Source organism: Micromonospora sp. DT178, from assembly GCF_049841695.1.
In the GTDB taxonomy this organism is placed as follows: domain Bacteria; phylum Actinomycetota; class Actinomycetes; order Mycobacteriales; family Micromonosporaceae; genus Micromonospora.
In genome coordinates this window covers 467,826-485,235 of sequence record NZ_JBNCKV010000002.1, presented here as the reverse complement: position 1 = coordinate 485,235, position 17,410 = coordinate 467,826, and the positions used below count along the sequence as shown (strand labels likewise).

The following is a 17,410-nucleotide window of genomic DNA, read 5'->3' as shown; positions in this document are numbered from 1 at the left end:
TCGGACAACTGAATCTCCCCTAGCGGAGTTTCGGATCGAGGGCCTCGCGGACCGCCTCACCGAGCATCACGAAGCTCAGTACGGCGGCGACGAGGAACGCGGCGGGGAAGAAGAGCAGGTAGGGCGCGACGCGGAGGAGGTTCTGCGCCTCGTTGATCATGATGCCCCAGGAGACCACCGGGCTCTTCAGGCCGACGCCCAGGAAGGACAGCGTCGCCTCGGCGCCGATGTACGAGCCGACCAGGATCGTCCCGTAGACCAGCAGCGGCGCGAGGCAGTTCGGCAGCAGGTGCTTGAGGATGATCCGGCCGGTGCCGGCACCCAGCGCGCGGGCGGCGACGATGTAGTCCGCCTCCTTGGTGGCCAGCACCGAGGAGCGCATCAGCCGCATCACGACCGGCCAGCCCAGCACGATCAGCGAGATGCTCACCAGGGCCATGATCTCGGCCTTGCTGTTGCTCGTGCCCGACCCGTTGAAGGTCGTCAGGATGACGATGGCACCCAGCACGAACGGCAGCCCGAAGAAGACGTCGGCGATGCGGGAGAGCAGTGCGTCCACCCAGCCGCCCCGGTAGCCCGCCACGATCCCCATCGCGCCACCGAAGACCAGCACGCCGAGCACGGAGATGAGGGAGACCACGATCGACGCGCGGGCACCGTAGATCACCCGGGCGAAGACGTCGCGGCCCTGGAAGTCGTAGCCGAACCATGCCTCCGACGAGGGGCCGACGAGGCTGTTCTGCAGGTTGCCGTTCTCCGGGTCGCCGGAGGTGAACAGCGAGGGGAACGCGGTCATCAGCATGAAGAGGACGATGAACCCCGCGGAGATCCAGAACAGCGGCTTGCGGCGCAGGTCGCGCCAGGCGTCGCCGAGCAGACCGCGCGGCTTCTCCTTGCGGGCGTTCTCCGGCAGGCCCGCGTTGGTCGGCGCGCCGATCTCGTCGGGGGCCTGCGCGGGCGGCGTGCTGACGATCGAGGCGGCACTCGGGTCACTCATAGCGGATCCTCGGGTCCAGGGCGGCGTAGAGCAGGTCGACCAGCAGGTTCATCAGCAGGTAGACGAGCACCAGGACCACCACGATGGAGACAACGGTAGCGCTCTCCTTGGTGATGATCGCGCGGTAGACCTGTCGGCCGATTCCGTTGACCTGGAAGATGCCCTCGGTGACGATCGCGCCGCCCATCAGGGCGCCGAGGTCGGTCCCGAGCAGCGTCACCACCGGGATGAGCGAGTTACGCAGCAGGTGGATCCCGACCACCCGACGCATCGGCAGACCCTTGGCGATCGCGGTACGCACGTAGTCGGCCCGCCGGTTCTCCGCGATGCTCGTGCGGGCCAACCGGGCGATGTACGCCATCGAGGCGCTGCCCAGGACGAAGCCGGGCACGATCAGCTCGGAGAGCCGCATCTCGCTGGAGACCGTCGGCTTGACGATGCCCCACTGCACGCCGAGCAGCCACTGGGCCACGAAGCCGATGACGAAGATCGGCAGGGCGATCAGGAAGAGGCTGGAGACCAGGACCAGGTTGTCCAGGAAGCCGTTGCGGCGCAGGCCGGTCAGCACGCCCGCGGTGAGTCCGATGACCGCCTCGATGGCCAGCGCCACCAGGGCCAGCTTCAGGGTGTTCGGGTACGCCGTGGCGATGATGTCACCGATCTCCCGGCCGCCGAACGTCTGCCCGAAGTCGCCCTGGAAGAGGTTCTTCATGTAGTTGCCGTACTGCACGATGAGCGGCTCGTCGAGCTTGAACTTCTCGGTCATCATGTTGACGAAGCTGTCGGGGCAGGGACGCTCGCCACACTTGCCCGCGAACGGGTCACCGGGCACCGACCACACGAGCCAGTAGATCAGGAACGTCGTCCCGATGAAGACCGGGATGAGTTGGAGCAGCCGTCTCAACAGATAACGGCCCATGGGGTGGTCCTCCAGACAGGGGGCGCGCGTCGGACGGCCGACACGGGGATGACAGACGTGGCGAGGCGGTGTGGTGACACCAACCTCACGGAACGGCCCGGGTCGGGCCCACCGGTAGGTGAGCCCGACCCGGGGTCAGACCGTTCGGATCAGAGCTCGACCGAGGTGAGGTCGATTTCGCCGACGTTGTTCAGCTCGATCTTCTTGATCTTCTCCGAGTGGCCGGACTGCTGACCACCGAAGTAGACCGGAACCGTGGGGGCGTCCTGGTCGATGAGGGCGACCGCCTCGGCGTACTTGGCGTGCGACGCCTCCAGGCTCGGCGCGGAGGCGGCTTCCTTGGCCAGCGCGTCGACCTGCGGGTTGCTGTAACCGCCGTCGTTCGAGGAACCGCCGGTCACGTAGAGCGGGCCGACCCAGTTCTCCACGTCCGGGTAGTCCTGCTGCCAGCCGGCGCGGTACATGCCGGTCATCTTGCCGGCGTTGATGTTCTGGCGGAACACCGCGAAGGTCGGCACACCCTCGGCGCGGGCGTTGATGCCGAGGTTCGTCTTGACCTGCTGCGCGACGGCCTCCATCCACTCCTTGTGGCTGGCGTCGGCGTTGTAGAACATGACCAGCTCGCCGGTGAAGCCGCCGGCCTCGGCGAGGAGCTTCTTGGCCTCGTCGACGTTGAACTGGCAGGCGGTGCAGTTACCGGCCTTGGCGCCCGGGGTCAGCGGGTTGGCCCAGCTGTCGGCCGGCTTGCGCGAACCGAAGAAGATCTTGTCGCTGATCTCCTGGCGGTTGATCGACATCGAGATCGCGCGACGCAGCTTCGGGTTCTGGAAGCGCTTGTCGTAGATCGGGAAGGCGATGATGCCGGTCGACGGGGTGGTGGAGGCGATGGCCCGCTCGCCCAGGTCGTTCTTCCACTTGTCGCCCGCGATGGCGGAGACCGGAACCTGCTGCTGGAAGTCCAGGTTGCCGGCGAGCAGGTCGTTGTACGCCGCCGTGTCGTCCTGGTAGAGCTTGATGTTTACGTCCTTGATCTTCATCTTGTCGTTCAAGGCGTAGTCATCGAAGCGCGTCAGCTTGATCTGGACGTCGTCTTCCCACGACACGAACTTGATCGGGCCGTTGCCGATCGGCTTCTTGCCGAACGCCTCGGCGCCCTGGGTGAAGAACGCGTCCGGCAGCGGCATGAAGGTGCTGTAGCCGAGCTTGGTCGGGAACACCGCGGTCGGCGCGGCCAGGGTGACCTCGAAGGTGAAGTCGTCGACGACCTTCAGGCCGGACATCTCCTTGGCGGCGGGCTCGGGGGCCTTCTTCGGGCCCTCGGCGCCGTCCGGGTCCTCGGTGTGGACCTGGTCGAAGCCCTGGATGTCGGAGAAGAAGCTGCCGTTCTGCGCGCCGTTGGGCGAGTAGGCGCCCCAGTTCCAGGCGTCCACGAAGTTCTTGGCCTTGACGACGGTGCCGTCGTGGAACTTCGTGTCCTTCTTGATCTTGATCGTGTAGACCTTGGAGTCGGTCGTCTCGATCGACTCGGCGACCGCGTTGCGCGGCGCGCTGCCGTCGTTCGGGTACTCGACCAGACCGGTCCAGATCCAGTCGATGATCGACCCACCACCGGTCTCGGTGGTGTTCGACGGGACCAGGCCGACCTCCGGCTGAGTGCCGTCGATGGTGATCGCGCCGTCGCTGCTGGCGCCGGCGTCGCCACCGTCGCTGTCGCTGCTCGAGCAGCCGGACGCGACGAGCGCGAACGCCGCGCCCAGCGCGACCGCGCTGCTTGCCCGCTTCGAGACTCTCATTCCGAGGGGCCTCCTCTTTCTGAACCTGGATCCGTCGTGGGTTTCACGCACGTATGGGGGTGACACGTCCGGCGAGCCGCAGTGCGGGAGCCGGTTTCACCGCAGTGAATTCGGGACAAGAATGATGTACCGATCCGCCGGGCCACCTTGCCCCCCGCGCTCGGCACCGCGCACACGTGACCACCACGGAGCACCGTCAACAGGCGGAGCCCATGGTCGTCAGGCCGTACGGAGTGCCTCACATGAGGGGTGAGGTGCTGCCACTGTGACACCCACCGGCCCGTTCCGTGAAGGTGCCGTTATCAAGCCGTTAGTTGGTCGCCACGTTGCCGATACCCGAAAAAAGATCATGATCTAGGCCGGTCGTACCGCTCTGAGCAGGAAAGATACGGTTCGGAGGAGGTCCGACCCCGGCACAGGCTCGGCGGCTGTGAGCTTCCCCGCGTCCGCTCCGGTGCTGTCCGACGTCGTCCGCGCGTTGGCCGTTTTTGCCCATCCGGACGATGTCGACTTCGGCTGTGCGGGCACCATCGCCACCTGGGTGGACGAGGGTGTCGATGTCTCGTACCTGCTCGTCACCCGGGGCGACTCCGGAGAGTGCGCCGAGGTGGGGGCGTGGCGACCTGGGTGCGGGACCCAGCTCACCGCGACGGCCGACGCGGCCGGGCTGCCGGCCGGCCGGATGGCCGAGGCGTTCACCGTGCTGCGCACCGGCTGAGCCCGGGGGCGAACGGCTCCGGCCCCGGCACCGCGCGGGGCGGTACCGGGGCCGGAGCCGTGGAGCGGGCGTCGATCAGGCCGTGAAGCGCAGCTTGCGACGGCGGAACAGCAGCACGGCGACCGCGCCGGCGGCCAGCAGCGCCACGCCGGCGGCGATCGAGGCGGCGATCGGGGAGCCGGTCAGCGGGAGGTCCCCGCCGCTGCTCGCGGGCGAGGTCGACGGGGCCGGGCTCTCGACCGGGGCGCTCGGCGACGGCGACTCCGCCGGGGCGCTCGGCGAGGGCGACTCCGCCGGAGCGCTCGGCGACGGGGACTCCGCCGGGGCGGCGGCGAACGCGGCCTCGGCCTTGGCGGTCACGGTCGAGCCGGTGCTGCCACCGAGGATCAGCTTCTGGGCGGCACGCTGGCCGGTGAAGAGGAACACCCGGCCGAAGGAGACCGAGTCCTGGGCGGAAACGGTCACCTTCACCTCGCCGGCGCCGTCCGCGGTCAGCCAGAACTGGCCGCCGTTGGTGGTCGTGGTCACCGGCTTGCCCTCGGCGTCGACCGCCGAGCCGCCGTCGACCGCGACGGTGATCTCGCCCGCCGGGCCCTTGACGGTGAAGGGGCCGGCCTTCTCGCCGACGGTGGCCTTGGCGCTCGCCGGGTCCACGCTCAGCTCGGCCTTCGGCTCGGGCTGGTCGGTGGCGTTGGCCACCAGGTAGTCGTGGACCTTCTTGACCACGTCGTACTGCTTCTTGCCGAGCAGCTTCTGGTTGTCGACCCAGTCACCCAGCTTGACGCCGTCGCTGAAGTTCCAGATGGCGGTCTGGGTGCCGAAGTAGAGCAGGTTGTCGACCTCGGCCTTCGCCGGGGCGGTGGCGCCGGCGGCGGCCAGCAGCTTGGCGGAGTCGGCGTTCGGGTAGCCGTGGGTCAGCACCCACTGCACCTTGCCGAGGTTCTTCACCTGGGACTCGTCCCAGGTGCCCTCCTTGTACTTGCCGTCGATCGCCACGTTGGTGTGGTAGTCGATGCAGAAGGCGGGAACGAGCTTTCCGTCGATCTTGAGTGCCAGCGCACCGGTGCTCTTCGGCTGCCCGTTGAGCATGAGCGTGACGTTGCTGCCCTTGACCGACTTGGCGACGCCGGTCTTGTCGGCGGCGGCGGCCGGCGCGACCGCGCCGATTGCCAGCGCGCCACCGGCGACGGTCGCCAGCGCGATCCGCGCCCAGCGCCGTCCTCGTTTTCCGAACATCAGATTCGTGCACCTCTCCCCAGGGGTGACCCGCGCACGGCGGGTTGCGTGAAGCCGCCGTTCCCGCGGGATGTGCACCACCCGCACGCGAGAACGCGACGGGGCATTATGTGACGGGAGTTGATCGCTTGTCAGCCCCTGTGGGCCACATTCGTCGGTTCCGTCCCATATGACGGGGAAAAGAAATGGATCACACGAGCCGACGGTCGGCCGCCCAGCGGGACAACTCGTACCTGTTGGACATCTGGAGCTTGCGAAGCACGTTGGACACGTGCGTCTCCACCGTCTTGATGGAGATGTAGAGCTCCTTGGCGATCTCCTTGTAGGCGTACCCCCGGGCGAGCAGCCGCAGCACCTCGCGCTCGCGGTTGGTGAGCTGGTCCAGCTCCGGGTCGGCCACCGGGGCGTCGGGACGGGCCGCGAACGCGTCCAGCACGAACCCCGCCAACCGGGGGCTGAACACGGCGTCTCCGTCGGCCACCCGGCGGACCGCAGCGGCGAGCTCCTCCGGGGAGATCGTCTTCGTGACGTAACCCCGCGCGCCGGCCCGGATCAGCCCGATCACGTCCTCCGCCGCGTCCGAGACGCTCAGCGCCAGGAACTTGACCTGCGGGTGGGTACGCCGCATCGCCTCCAGCACCGCCCGGCCGCCGCCGTCGGGCATGTGCACGTCGAGCAGCACCACGTCGGGCAGCGTGGCGGCGATCCGGGTGACCGCCTCGCCGACGGTGCTCGCCTCGCCCACCACCTCGACGTGCGCGCCCAACTCGGCGCGGACCCCCGCGCGGAACATGGCGTGGTCGTCGACGAGGAAGACCCGCAGCCGCTCGGCGCGGGCTGCCGCCCCCTCGACCGGTTCCATCGACTGCTCGGTCATGACTTGTCCCTTTCCGCCGTTGCCGGGTCCCGGGTGATCGGCAGGATCAACCGGACCTCGGTCCCTTCCCCCGGCCCGGAGCGGATCTCCGCCCGGCCGCCGTGCCGCCTCATCCGCCCGATGATCGAACCCCGGACCCCGTGCCGGTGATCCTCCACCGTATCCGGGTCGAAGCCCTTCCCCCGGTCCCGGACGAAGACGCTGACCTGATCCGGCTCGACCTCGGCGTAGAGCGAGACGGTCTGCACCCCGGCGTGCCGGGCCGCGTTCACCAGCGCCTCGCGGGCGGCCGCCACCAGCGCGCCGACCCGCTCGTCGGTCTCCCGGTCGCCGACCACCACCGCCTCCACCGTGATCGCGAACGTGTCCTCGACCTCGGCGGCGGCCTGCTCCAGGGCGGCGGCGAACCGCTCGGTGGGCGAACCGGTGGGCTTGTAGAGCCAGTTGCGCAGCGAGCGTTCCTGCCCCCGGGCGAGCCGCTGGACGGTCTTCACGTCGCTCGCGTTGCGCTGGATCAGGGCCAGGGTGTGCAGCACCTGGTCGTGCACCATGGCGGCCAGTTCGGCCCGTTCCTGCTCCCGGATGCGCCCCTCGCGCTCCGACCGGAGCTGGTTGTACGTCCGCCACAACACCGGCGCGGCCACCACGCCGACCCCGGCGAGCCCCACCAGGGCGAAGATCACGCCGTTGAGCACGGCGTCGAAGTTCTGCGCCGGGGAGTAGACCGCGGCGACGCCGATGATGCCGACCGCGACCAGCACCCCGCCCCCGATGAACCGGAGCACGAACGCCCGTCGGTCGCTCTCCTCCACCACCGCGCCCAGCCAGGGCACCGGCATGGAGTCGCCCCACTGCCGCCGCCGCTCCGGCGCCGACTGGTGCCAGATCACCCCGGCGCCGACCGCGATGATCGCCACCAGCCAGCCGGCGGTGCCGGCCGCGCCGACCGAGTCGAAGACCATCACCTGCACCAGCAGCACGCCGAGGCCGATCGCCACGAACGGCAGCAGCTGGGCGACGTCCCTGCGGGCCGGCACGGCGGTGTCGCCCGGGCGCAGCGGCACGACCGCCCAGAAGGCCGCGTAGAGCAGCAGGCCGAGACCGCTCAGCCCCAGCAGCACCATGAAGGCGACCCGTACCCGCAGCACCGAGATGCCGAGGTGGTCGGCGATGCCGGCGGCCACCCCCGCGGCCATCCGGTGCTCGGGGGCGCGGTAGAGGCGGGGTGGCTGGGTCACGGCGCTGATCGGAGACTCCCTGGTCACGGCGGGCACGAAAGCGGGCGACGGCCCGTTGCCGGCGTCGGGTCGATCGTCACACGGCACACCGCCGCCCGACCACGGGGACGCCCCCGACATTCGGGCCGCCGGGATCTCAGGGTGGGGTCAGGGTCGGGTCCTGAGGCCGTCCGGCGGGTCGGGGCAGCAGGATCGAGGCATGACCGAGGAAGCTGCCCAGTCCGCCAACCCCGGGGCGGCACAGCCGGGTGGGCCACCCCCCACCGCGACACCGCCCGGTGGGCCCACGCCCGCCGGCACCGGAACGCCGCCGCCCGTGGCAGCGCCGGCCGCCGCCGGAGACGCGGGTGGGACGCCGCCGCCCGGCGCCGGACCGGGCCCCGGACCGCAGCCGTCGTTCGGCGGCGCCGGCTTCACCTCGCGGTACGGGCTGGTGCGCCCCCGCGACGGCCGCTACCTGGCCGGCGTCTGCGCGGCGATCGGTCGGGCCACCAACACCGACCCGGTGCTCTGGCGGGTGCTGCTGGCGGTGCTCGGCTTCTTCGGCGGCATCGGCATCCTGGTCTACGTCACCGCCTGGCTGATCATCCCGGGTGAGGGGGACAGCGCCTCCCCCGTCGAGTCCATGCTGGGCCGGGGCCGGTCCAGCATGTCCCCGGTCACCGTGATCGTGCTGAGCATCCTGGTCGCGATCAGTTTCGGCTACATCGTCACGGACGCGTTCCGGGCGGTGCTGCTCGGCGCCACGATCCTGATCGGCGGCGCGCTGCTGCTGAACCGCGACAACAGGGCCGCCCAGGGCGCGCCGGTCGGCCCCGTCCCGCCCGTGCCGCCCACCGCCCCGCCCGGGCCGGTGCCACCGGTCGGCCATCCCGCACCGGTCGCGTACGCGGCCCCGCCGACCGTTGCCGTGGCCCCCGGCGCGGGTCCGGTACCGGCCCCGCCGGCGACCGTCGCCCGGGCCACCTGGAGCGCCCCGGTCCCCCAACCGACCGCCGGGCCGACCGCCGAGCTGCCCGCCTGGCCGCCGGCCGCCCCGGCCCCGCCCGCCCGTCCACCGGCGGGTACGCCCACCGTCGGCTGGCCGCCGGCAGCGCCCACCTCCGGTTGGCCCGCCGCGACCTCGGGCGCGCCGGGACCGGGCCACCCGTCGTCCCCGCCCCCGGGCTACCGGCCCCCGTTCGCCCCGCACGGCCCGTACGCCGGGCAGACCGTCGTGCCGCCCGCACCGCGCAAGCCGCCGAAGCCGCCGAAGCGACCGCGTGAGCGCTCCCCGCTCGGCGCGGTGACGTTCTCGCTGATCTTCCTCGCCCTGGGCGTGGTCGCCGTCGTCGACCTGCTGGACGTGTTCGAGGTCGGGGCGTCGGCGTACTTCGCGGCCACGCTGGCCACCATCGGGCTCGGCCTGCTGGTCGGCACGTGGTTCGGGCGGGCCCGGTGGCTGATCGCGCTCGGCGTGGTGGCCGCCGCCGCCCTCGGGGTGGCCACCGTGGCGGAGTCCTACGACCGGATCCGGGGCGTCGACGGCAACGTCACCTGGGCGCCCACCGACCACCGCGACCTCGCCCTGCGGTACGAGAACAGCTTCGGCGACACGGTCCTGGACCTGCGCGCGGTCGACTTCGACAAGAAGAACACCGAGATCACCGTCTCCGTCAACTTCGGCGAGTGCACGGTGGTGGTGCCGCCGAACGTCGACGTCACCACGGTGGCCGACGTCAACGCCGGTGACGCGGTCGTCTTCGGCAAGCGCTCCGGCGGGCTCGCCGGCGAGCTGCGGGAGGCGGCCGACCTGGGTCCGGACGGCCCGGGCGGCGGCACGCTGCGCCTCTACATCCACGTCAACGCCGGCAACCTGGAGGTGACCCGGTGAAGGCCCACCGCACCGACATCGTGTCCTTCGCCTTCGGGCTGATCTTCCTCGGCCTCGCCGCCTGGTGGCTGCTCGCCCAGTTGCTCGGGCTCGCCCTCCCGCCGGTCGGCTGGTTCCTGGCCGGCGCGCTGATCCTGATCGGCCTGCTGGGCCTGGTGGGCGCGCTGCGCTCCGGGCGGTCCGCCGGCGCGGCCAAGGCCGGCGGGGCCGCTCCCTCCGACGACGCCGCCGCCTCCGACGCCGCTGCCTCCGACGCCGCTGCCTCCGACGCCCAAGACGCGCTCGCCCCGGACGCGGTCGAGCCTGTCTCCACCCCGCCGGGCGGGCGACCGGCGGCCCGGGCGACGGACCGGCAGACCACCGAGATGGCCCCGACCCGCTGGGACCTCGACCGGCCCGCGCCGGCCGACGAGCCGACGGCCTGGGGCGGCCGACGGTCCGACTGGGGCGAACGCTCCGACTGGGGCGGGCGGTCCGAGTGGGACGTGGCCGCGCCGACGACCGGCGGACCGGCCCAGGGCGGACCGGCCCAGGGCGGACCGGCCCAGGGCGGACCGGCCCAGGGCGGACCGGCCCAGGGCGGACCGACGTTGGATGAACCGACCTTGGACGGGCCGGCGCCGAACGGGCCGATCCTGGGCGGACCGACGTTGGACGAACCGACGTTGGGCGGACCGGCGACGACCGGATCCCGGGCCGGGGGCGAGGCCGACGAGTGGCCGACGGAGGCCGTCACCGACGTCCGGACCGAGGCGGTCGAGGACCACGCCGCCGACGAGGACGCCCTGACCCGGCGGACCGACGGGCCGCCGGCCGGTGAGGAGCGCGCGCGCGGCTGACCACAGCGGTGCGGCCGCCGTCGGCGGCGGCCTATGCTGGCCGTGGAGAACTCGCCTCCGCCGGCCGGCCCGCGCCGACCTGGCCGCCGCGCCGACCTGGCCGCCGCGCCGGCCGGACCGCGCCGCCGTGGCGGTCCCGCCGCGATTCCCGTCTCTACCCGTCAGGAGTCCGTCCGACATGACGCAGTCCCCCGCCGTGCGCACCTTCGGCCGGTCCGGTCCGGTCCGCATCGGCGAGCGAGCCGCCCGTACCCTCGTCTCCGAGCTCGCCCGGATCAACGACCCGAAGGCCGCGCTGCTGGTCGGCGCGACGCCGGAGTCCGCGGTGCTGGCCGCGGCGATCGACGCGCTGCTGCCCGGCGACACCCTCACCCTGGTGCCCGCCGGGTCGACCTCCCCGGCGGCCCTCCGGGAGCACGTCACCACCCAGGGGCGCTGGGTGGCCGACCGGGTCCGCGTGGTCGACACCCTCGCCGAGGCCGAGCCGGCCGCGGTGGTCGTCGCCGGGGAGCCACTGACCGGCACGGCCGACGAGACCCGCGCCGCCGTCGAGGGCCTGACGAAGTACCTCGCCGACGGCGCGGTGCTGAGTGTGGCCACGACCGCCACGCCGGGGCGTACCGCGGGCGCCGCCGCCGAACTGGACCGGCAGGGCGCGCTGTACGGCGTCGGGGTCGATCTGGTGCTGCGCAACACGCCGCCGCTGCGGGTGTACCGGCTCCGCTACACCCCGGCCGACGCCGCGTCGGCGGCCCGGCTGGCCCCGGCGTACCGCCCGTCCAGCGTCCCGCTGACCCGGGGGATGCACATCGACTCCAACGGCGTGGCCGCGGCCGGCATCGCGCTGGGCCTCGCCGCGGTGGCCCGGGCGACCCGGCCGAAGTCGAAGCTCTGGCTGCTGCCGGCCCTGGCCGCCGCCCCGGTGGCCGCCTTCTTCCGGGACCCGGAGCGCGACGTGCCGGAGGACCCGTCGGCGGTGGTCGCCTCGGCCGACGGTCGGGTGCTGTCCGTGCAGCGGCTGCACGACGAGCGCTTCGGCGAGGGCGAGTGGCTGCGGATCGCCGTCTTCCTGTCGGTGCTGGACGTGCACGTCAACCGTGCCCCGGTGGCCGGCAAGGTGGTCGACTACTTCGTCGCCGACGGTGGCTTCGCCAACGCGATGAAGCCGGCGGCGGAGCACAACGTTGCCGCGTACACGGTGCTGGACACCGCGCGCGGCACGGTGGTCGTGGCGCAGCGCACGGGCCTGATCGCCCGGCGGATCGTGCAGCGGGCGCCGATCGGCGCGCTGCTGGCCCGGGGCGAGCGCTTCGGCCTGATCCGGTTCGGCTCGCGCACCGACGTCTACCTGCCGGCGGACGCGGCGGAGCCGCTGGTCGGCCCCGGGGACAAGGTCGTCGGGGGCGCGACCGTCATCGCCCGCTGGCGCTGAGGACCCGTCCGGACGACACGAAGAAGGGGCGCCGCGGGATCGCGGCGCCCCTTCTCGCGTACGTGGCTCAGGCGGTGCGGCGCTGACGCAGCCAGAGCACCGGGCCGCTGACCAGGTAACCGACCACGATCAGGGCGAAGGTGAGCCGGATGTCGATCAGTGCGCCGATCACCGGGGCCAGCCACAGCCACGGCGGCAGCTTCACCAGCCGGGCGAGCTTCGCGTAGGGGAAGCTGGAGACCATGGCGAAGGCGAGCAGCGCGACGCCGGCGACCAGGACGATGCCCGGCACGGGCAGCCCGATGGCGACGGTCAGGGCGAGCACGGCGGCGGCCATGGTGGTGGGCACGCCGCAGAAGAACCTGCCGTCCTTCGGCGAGACGTTGAACCGGGCGAGCCGGATCGCCGCGCACGCCGCGACGAGGGCGCAGGCCACCGCGGCGGCCGGCGTGGAGACCGAACCGGCCAGCGAGGCGTAGACCACCACGGGGGCGGCCAGGCCGAACGAGCACATGTCGGCCAGCGAGTCCATCTGCGCGCCGAACGGGCTGGCCACGCCGAACTTGCGGGCGAGCGCGCCGTCGAGGCCGTCGAAGACGACGCAGGCGATCAGGCAGAGCGCGGCGACGCGCACCTCGCCCTGCATGGCCAGGAAGATGGCCAGCATGCCGAGCATCAGGCTGCTGAGTGTGCAGGCGTTGACCACCGCGAACTTCATCCGGCGGGCGACCGTCCGCTCGCCCGGGAGCAGCGGGATCGACATCGCCGGATCGTCGTCGACCGGGGTCGTGGGGCCCAGCGCGGGGCTGACCGGGACGATCGAGGCGACGTCGGCGCGCTCGACCCGGTCGAGTCCGTAGCGGCGGCGCGGCCGGTCGGCGTAGCGGTGCTCGGGCATCGAGAGGTCGCTGGTCGCGTGCAGGTCACCGTCGCGGCGCCCCACCCGGACCAGCAGCACCTGCCGGGCGAGCGTGCTGCTGCGGCGCAACGGGCCCGCCCAGCGACGCCCTGCGGGACGCGGACTGTCAGTGGTACGACGCCGGCGCCATGGGGCTCTCGGCACGTTTCCTCCATCACCGGATCGGTTTACCGCCGCGAGGGCGGGTGTCCGGCTGTCTCGTGCCGGACCTCTCTGGCCCGGCAGCCGTTTTGCGGAGTACACCATCGCATAGGGGAACGGGGGTTGGCGATAGCTGCCGGCGGTACTTATATCTGGTCTAACCGCGCGAACCGCTCTCTTATTCCCATCTCGGGCTCCATCGCCCGTTTCCTCCACCAACCCCACATCGAATGTACCGGACCCCGTCTCCACCGGCTCGGCGAGCGGGCGCCGGCGACTCCGATGCCCGGTTACGGACGGTCGTCGGCGGGGGCCTTGGCCAGCGCCAGTGCGGCGATCCCGCTCAGCGGCAGCCCGGCGAGCTGCTCCGGCGTGAACCAGCCCGCGCGGGCGGTGGAGCCGCCGGCAAGCTCGGTCACCCGCGGCTCGGTGGGCGTGTCCACCGCCACCCGGTAGACCACCCGGATGCCGTGCCAGTCGAGCGGTCGCCCCTCCGGGCCCAGCGCGGCCGGGTTGTGCAGGTTGTCGACGCCGATCAGCTCGACCACCCGACCGAGCTGGCCGGACTCCTCGACCAGCTCGCGCAGCAGCGCGGCGACCGGCTGCTCGCCGTGGTCGGTCCCGCCGCCGGGCAGGTGCCACCGGCCGGCGCCCGGGTAACCGTCGGCGATCATGGTGAGCAGCACCCGGCCGGCGGGGTCGGTGACCAGGCCGTACGCCCCGAAGCGCTGCCTCCGGTCGGGCGGGAGCGGGGCGACCGGCCCCTCCTGCGGCGAGCGGGGCAGATCCGGCGGCAGGGGCGACACGGGCAGGCCGAGCAGCTCGGCGGTGAACGGCATCAGCGGTACCGCCGCCGCCTCGGCGGTCGTGAACCAGGCCAGCTCGTCGCTGCCGCCGGCCGGCTCCGGCCGGGGTTCGCCGCCCCGCACGGTGACGTCGAAGACCACGCGGTCGGTGTGCACCGCGACGCCGGCGTCACGGAAGGTCGTCACGTCGGCGAACACCGCCCGCAGCCCGGTCACCTCGACCGTGAGGCCGGTCTCCTCGGCGAACTCGCGGACCACCGCGTGCGCCGGATGCTCGGCGTGCTCGACGCCGCCCCCGGGAATCTGCCAGACGCCCGGGACCGGGCACGAGCCCGAGCCGCGGACCAACAACACCCGCCCGTCCGGGCCCCGACACACCCCGTACGCGCCGACCCGCCGCCGTTGTTCCACCCGCCCGCACTCCCCCGCCCGCGCCGACCCGTTCCGTCGATCATGAGGTTAGCCGCAGCGGGTCCGGCGTGTCGCCCGGTCAACCTCATGATCGACGAACGGGGAGGGAGGGGCTCGGGGGGCGGGGCGGTCAGGCCAGGCGGGCGGCCTGGACGGCTTCCGCCGTCACCTCGGTCAGGCGGTCGGTGGGGAGGGCGCCCAGCTCTTCGCGGCCGAACCAGCGGGCCTCGCAGGTGGAACCGCCGACGTCGGCGACGGTGGGCGGGGCCGGCTTGTCGACCACGACCCGGTAGAAGGCGCGGACGCCGTGCCAGTCGATCGGATAGCCCTCCGGACCGAGGGAGGCCGCGTCCCGGTGGCTGGCCACGCCGAGCAGCTCGACGAGTCGGCCGGTCTGCCCGGTCTCCTCGACCAGTTCCCGGATCAGGGCGGCGCCGGGCTGCTCACCGTAGTCGGTGCCGCCGCCGGGCAGGTGCCAGCAGCCCGCCCCCGGGTAGCCGTCGGAGACCCGGGTGAGCAGCACCCGGTCGTCCGGGTCGGTCACCACGGCGTACGCGGCGAAGCGCTGGGCCCGGTGCAGCCCGTCGGGGCCGGGCACGGCGTAGAACGAGGGGAACTCCGGCGCCTCGTCGGGAACGATGTCGGCGGACGAGGCGGGCAGGCCCAGGGCCCGCGCGGTGAACGACCGCAGCGGCAGCTCGCTGGCCTCCTCCGGGGTGAACCAACGGGCCAGGTCGGTCGGCCGGTCGACCCGGTCGGCGAGCGTCCCGCCGCGCACCGAGACCTGGTAGATCAGGCGGTCGGTGTGGATGGTGATGCCCCGCTCCGGCAGCGCCCGCATGTCGGCGAGCACGTCGTGCAGGCCCGCGACGGTGACGGAGAGGCCGGTCTCGGCGGCGGTCTCCCGGACGACGGTGTGGTGCGGGTCCTCACCGTGGTCGACCGCCCCACCGGGCAGCGACCACGTGCCGGGGGTGCCGGAGCGCTCCGATGCGCGGACCAGCAACACCCGGCCGACTGAGTCAGCACAAACTGCGTATGCCGCGATCCTGCGGAGCGGCTCCAGCATGGTGGTCACGGGGCCAAATTCTCCCCGGCCCGGGTTACCTCCATCGAAAAGAGTCAGATTCCTGACTGAATGCTCGCGCCTCAGGGGTGGGTCAGGGTAGGGATCCGGGCGGTCACCGAGGCCGGTCCGACGACCGGCGCGGACCGTGGAGACATGACCTACACCGCCCCTCCCCAGCCCCCGTACAAGCAGCTCCGTCGGCCCGTCACGGACCGGATGATCGCCGGCGTGGCCAGCGGCCTCGGCCGGTACTTCGCCGTCGACCCCACCCTGGTCCGGGTGGTCTTCGCCGTCGCCGGCCTGCTCACCGGCGGGCTCGCGCTGCTCGCGTACCCGATCATGTGGTTCCTGATGCCCGAGGAGCCGGCCGACGCGCCCGCCTGGCCGCACCCGGCGCAGGCCGCGCCGCCCACGGTGGCGCAGCCGACCGTGGCGCAGCCCACGCCGCCGACCTACCCGCCGGCGGCGTGAGGCGGGATCACTCCCACTCGATCGTGCCCGGCGGCTTGCTCGTCACGTCCAGCACCACGCGGTTGACCTCGGCGACCTCGTTGGTGATCCGGGTGGAGATCCGGGCGACCACCTCGTAGGGCAGCCGGGACCAGTCGGCGGTCATCGCGTCCTCGCTGGAGACCGGCCGCAGCACCACGGGGTGCCCGTAGCTGCGGCCGTCGCCCTGCACCCCGACGCTGCGCACGTCGGCCAGGAGCACCACCGGGAACTGCCAGACGCCCCGGTCCAGGCCGGCGGCCGTGAGCTCCTCGCGGGCGATCAGGTCGGCCCGCCGGAGCAGGGCGAGCCGCTCCCGGTCGACCGCGCCGATGATCCGGATGGCCAGGCCGGGGCCCGGGAACGGGTGCCGCCAGACCATCGCCTCGGGCAGGCCGAGCTGGAGGCCGAGCGCCCGGACCTCGTCCTTGAACAGCGTGCGCAGCGGCTCCACCAGCGCGAACTTCAGGTCCTCCGGCAGTCCGCCGACGTTGTGGTGGCTCTTGATGTTGGCGGTGCCGGTGCCGCCGCCGGACTCCACCACGTCCGGGTAGAGGGTGCCCTGGACGAGGAACTCGACGTCCCCGTGGGCGGCGACCTCCCGCGCCGCGGCCTCGAAGACCCGGATGAACTCCCGGCCGATGATCTTGCGCTTCTGCTCCGGGTCGGTCACCCCGGCCAGTGCGTCGAGGAACCGCTCCTGGGCGTCGACCACCTTGAGCTTGATGCCGGTGGCGGCGACGTAGTCCTTCTCCACCTGCTCGGCCTCGCCGGCCCGCAGCAGGCCGTGGTCGACGAAGACGCAGGTGAGCTGGTCACCGACGGCCTTGTGCACCAGCGCGGCGGCGACGGCCGAGTCGACCCCGCCGCTCAGGCCGCAGATGACCTCCTTGTCGCCGACCTGCTCGCGGATCCGGGCGACCTGCTCGTCGATGATGTTCTCGGCCGTCCAGGTCGGCTCGATGCCGGCGATGTCGTGCAGGAAGCGGCGCAGCATCTCCTGGCCGTGCGCGGTGTGCCCGACCTCCGGGTGGAACTGCACGCCGGCCCGGCGGCCGGCCAGGTCCTCGAACGCGGCGACCGGCGCGCCCGCCGACTCGGCGGTCACCGTGAAGCCCGCCGGGGCCTCGGTCACGCAGTCGCCGTGGCTCATCCAGACCGGCAGGTCGTCCGGCAGTTCCCGCAGCAGCACCCCGGCCTCCGGGCGGGCGCGCAGCGGGGTGCCGCCGTACTCACGGTTGCCGGTGCGGGCCACGGTGCCACCGAGCGCCTGGGCCATCGCCTGGAAGCCGTAGCAGATGCCGAAGACCGGCACCCCGGACGAGAACATGCCGGCGTCGATCTGCGGGGCGCCCGGCGCGTAGACGCTCGACGGGCCGCCGGAGAGGATGATCGCGGCCGGGTCCTTCGCCAGCATCTCGGCGACCGGCATCGAGTGCGGCACGATCTCGGAATAGACGTTGGCCTCACGCACCCGACGCGCGATGAGCTGGGCGTACTGGGCTCCGAAGTCCACCACGAGGACGGGGCGAGGCGTGCTCATGGCAGCAAATCCTACCGACGGCGCCGCCGGGTCCCCCGCCGGTCCGCCCTCACGCCGCCGTCGCGGCGGAGGTGACGTCGGCCACCGTACGGGCGGTCCGGCACGCTACC

At 72.6% G+C, this 17,410-nt stretch carries 14 protein-coding genes and 1 pseudogene; 5 read left to right on the top strand and 10 right to left on the bottom strand.

The features are described 5' to 3' along the window. Positions 1 to 19: 19 nt before the first annotated feature. From ACLQ22_RS06070 to ACLQ22_RS06060, 3 genes are all read right to left on the bottom strand, one after another. Positions 20 to 997 carry an ABC transporter permease gene (locus tag ACLQ22_RS06070; protein WP_425691384.1) on the bottom strand — a complete coding sequence of 326 codons (978 nt, stop codon included), beginning with the start codon at positions 995 to 997 and terminating at the stop codon, positions 20 to 22. After that, positions 990 to 1,916 carry an ABC transporter permease gene (locus tag ACLQ22_RS06065; protein ID WP_425691383.1) on the bottom strand — a complete coding sequence of 309 codons (927 nt, stop codon included), beginning with the start codon at positions 1,914 to 1,916 and terminating at the stop codon, positions 990 to 992. The genes ACLQ22_RS06070 and ACLQ22_RS06065 overlap by 8 nt, the downstream gene beginning before the upstream one ends. A gap of 149 nt (positions 1,917 to 2,065) precedes the next feature. After that, entirely contained in the window at positions 2,066 to 3,709 is a 1,644-nt protein-coding gene (locus ACLQ22_RS06060; RefSeq protein WP_425691382.1) for a peptide ABC transporter substrate-binding protein, read from the bottom strand. A 430-nt stretch (positions 3,710 to 4,139) separates the two neighbouring features. Here ACLQ22_RS06060 and ACLQ22_RS06055 point away from each other — a divergent pair, with 430 nt between their 5' ends. After that, the gene (locus tag ACLQ22_RS06055; RefSeq protein ID WP_425691381.1) at positions 4,140 to 4,427 is read left to right on the top strand and encodes a PIG-L deacetylase family protein; all 288 of its coding nucleotides are present in this window, start codon (positions 4,140 to 4,142) and stop codon (positions 4,425 to 4,427) included. Positions 4,428 to 4,502: 75 nt separating this feature from the next. Here ACLQ22_RS06055 and ACLQ22_RS06050 read toward each other — a convergent pair whose 3' ends face one another. The 3 genes from ACLQ22_RS06050 to ACLQ22_RS06040 all read right to left on the bottom strand — a co-directional run bounded on the left by ACLQ22_RS06050 (position 4,503) and on the right by ACLQ22_RS06040 (position 7,805). After that, entirely contained in the window at positions 4,503 to 5,663 is a 1,161-nt protein-coding gene (locus tag ACLQ22_RS06050; RefSeq protein WP_425691380.1) for a Cys-Gln thioester bond-forming surface protein, read from the bottom strand. A gap of 190 nt (positions 5,664 to 5,853) precedes the next feature. Next, positions 5,854 to 6,540: a response regulator transcription factor gene (locus ACLQ22_RS06045; RefSeq protein ID WP_334607526.1), complete on the bottom strand. Its 687-nt coding sequence runs from the start codon at positions 6,538 to 6,540 to the stop codon at positions 5,854 to 5,856. Then, entirely contained in the window at positions 6,537 to 7,805 is a 1,269-nt protein-coding gene (locus tag ACLQ22_RS06040; RefSeq protein WP_425691379.1) for a PspC domain-containing protein, read from the bottom strand. The genes ACLQ22_RS06045 and ACLQ22_RS06040 overlap by 4 nt, the downstream gene beginning before the upstream one ends. A 172-nt stretch (positions 7,806 to 7,977) precedes the next feature. Between ACLQ22_RS06040 and ACLQ22_RS06035 the strand changes: the two genes are divergently transcribed. The 3 genes and pseudogenes from ACLQ22_RS06035 to ACLQ22_RS06025 all read left to right on the top strand — a co-directional run bounded on the left by ACLQ22_RS06035 (position 7,978) and on the right by ACLQ22_RS06025 (position 11,922). Further along, positions 7,978 to 9,651 (top strand): PspC domain-containing protein, encoded by a 1,674-nt coding sequence (locus tag ACLQ22_RS06035; RefSeq protein ID WP_425691479.1) that lies wholly within the window; start codon positions 7,978 to 7,980, stop codon positions 9,649 to 9,651. Beyond that, positions 9,648 to 9,831 (top strand): annotated as a pseudogene (locus tag ACLQ22_RS06030) (hypothetical protein); the annotation flags it as partial. The gene ACLQ22_RS06035 and the pseudogene ACLQ22_RS06030, both read left to right, overlap by 4 nt. A gap of 837 nt (positions 9,832 to 10,668) precedes the next feature. After that, complete coding sequence (locus ACLQ22_RS06025) at positions 10,669 to 11,922, top strand: phosphatidylserine decarboxylase (RefSeq protein ID WP_425691378.1); 1,254 nt, start codon at positions 10,669 to 10,671, stop codon at positions 11,920 to 11,922. A 67-nt stretch (positions 11,923 to 11,989) separates the two neighbouring features. On the opposite strand, the gene ACLQ22_RS06020 is transcribed toward ACLQ22_RS06025, so the two are convergent. From ACLQ22_RS06020 to ACLQ22_RS06010, 3 genes are all read right to left on the bottom strand, one after another. Continuing rightward, the gene (locus tag ACLQ22_RS06020; RefSeq protein WP_425691377.1) at positions 11,990 to 12,910 is read right to left on the bottom strand and encodes a CDP-alcohol phosphatidyltransferase family protein; all 921 of its coding nucleotides are present in this window, start codon (positions 12,908 to 12,910) and stop codon (positions 11,990 to 11,992) included. Positions 12,911 to 13,272: 362 nt separating this feature from the next. Then, positions 13,273 to 14,199 (bottom strand): NUDIX hydrolase, encoded by a 927-nt coding sequence (locus ACLQ22_RS06015; RefSeq protein ID WP_425691376.1) that lies wholly within the window; start codon positions 14,197 to 14,199, stop codon positions 13,273 to 13,275. A gap of 130 nt (positions 14,200 to 14,329) precedes the next feature. Further along, on the bottom strand, positions 14,330 to 15,277 hold the full coding sequence (locus ACLQ22_RS06010) for an NUDIX hydrolase (RefSeq protein ID WP_121399811.1): 948 nt from the start codon (positions 15,275 to 15,277) through the stop codon (positions 14,330 to 14,332). 144 nt (positions 15,278 to 15,421) lie between these two features. Here ACLQ22_RS06010 and ACLQ22_RS06005 point away from each other — a divergent pair, with 144 nt between their 5' ends. Then, positions 15,422 to 15,739: a PspC domain-containing protein gene (locus tag ACLQ22_RS06005; protein ID WP_121399812.1), complete on the top strand. Its 318-nt coding sequence runs from the start codon at positions 15,422 to 15,424 to the stop codon at positions 15,737 to 15,739. Positions 15,740 to 15,746: 7 nt separating this feature from the next. Here the strand turns inward: ACLQ22_RS06005 and guaA are convergent, their stop codons facing one another. Beyond that, positions 15,747 to 17,300: a glutamine-hydrolyzing GMP synthase gene (guaA, locus tag ACLQ22_RS06000; RefSeq protein WP_425691375.1), complete on the bottom strand. Its 1,554-nt coding sequence runs from the start codon at positions 17,298 to 17,300 to the stop codon at positions 15,747 to 15,749. Positions 17,301 to 17,410 lie beyond the last annotated feature (110 nt).

Bases quoted from the DNA above. Each gene is read 5' to 3' on its own strand.
- ACLQ22_RS06070 (WP_425691384.1), bottom strand. From the start codon at position 997: ATGAGTGACCCGAGTGCCGCCTCGATCGTCAGCACGCCGCCCGCGCAG.
- ACLQ22_RS06065 (WP_425691383.1), bottom strand. From the start codon at position 1,916: ATGGGCCGTTATCTGTTGAGACGGCTGCTCCAACTCATCCCGGTCTTC.
- ACLQ22_RS06060 (WP_425691382.1), bottom strand. From the start codon at position 3,709: ATGAGAGTCTCGAAGCGGGCAAGCAGCGCGGTCGCGCTGGGCGCGGCG.
- ACLQ22_RS06050 (WP_425691380.1), bottom strand. From the start codon at position 5,663: ATGTTCGGAAAACGAGGACGGCGCTGGGCGCGGATCGCGCTGGCGACC.
- ACLQ22_RS06045 (WP_334607526.1), bottom strand. From the start codon at position 6,540: ATGACCGAGCAGTCGATGGAACCGGTCGAGGGGGCGGCAGCCCGCGCC.
- ACLQ22_RS06035 (WP_425691479.1), top strand. From the start codon at position 7,978: ATGACCGAGGAAGCTGCCCAGTCCGCCAACCCCGGGGCGGCACAGCCG.
- ACLQ22_RS06025 (WP_425691378.1), top strand. From the start codon at position 10,669: ATGACGCAGTCCCCCGCCGTGCGCACCTTCGGCCGGTCCGGTCCGGTC.
- ACLQ22_RS06005 (WP_121399812.1), top strand. From the start codon at position 15,422: ATGACCTACACCGCCCCTCCCCAGCCCCCGTACAAGCAGCTCCGTCGG.
- guaA (WP_425691375.1), bottom strand. From the start codon at position 17,300: ATGAGCACGCCTCGCCCCGTCCTCGTGGTGGACTTCGGAGCCCAGTAC.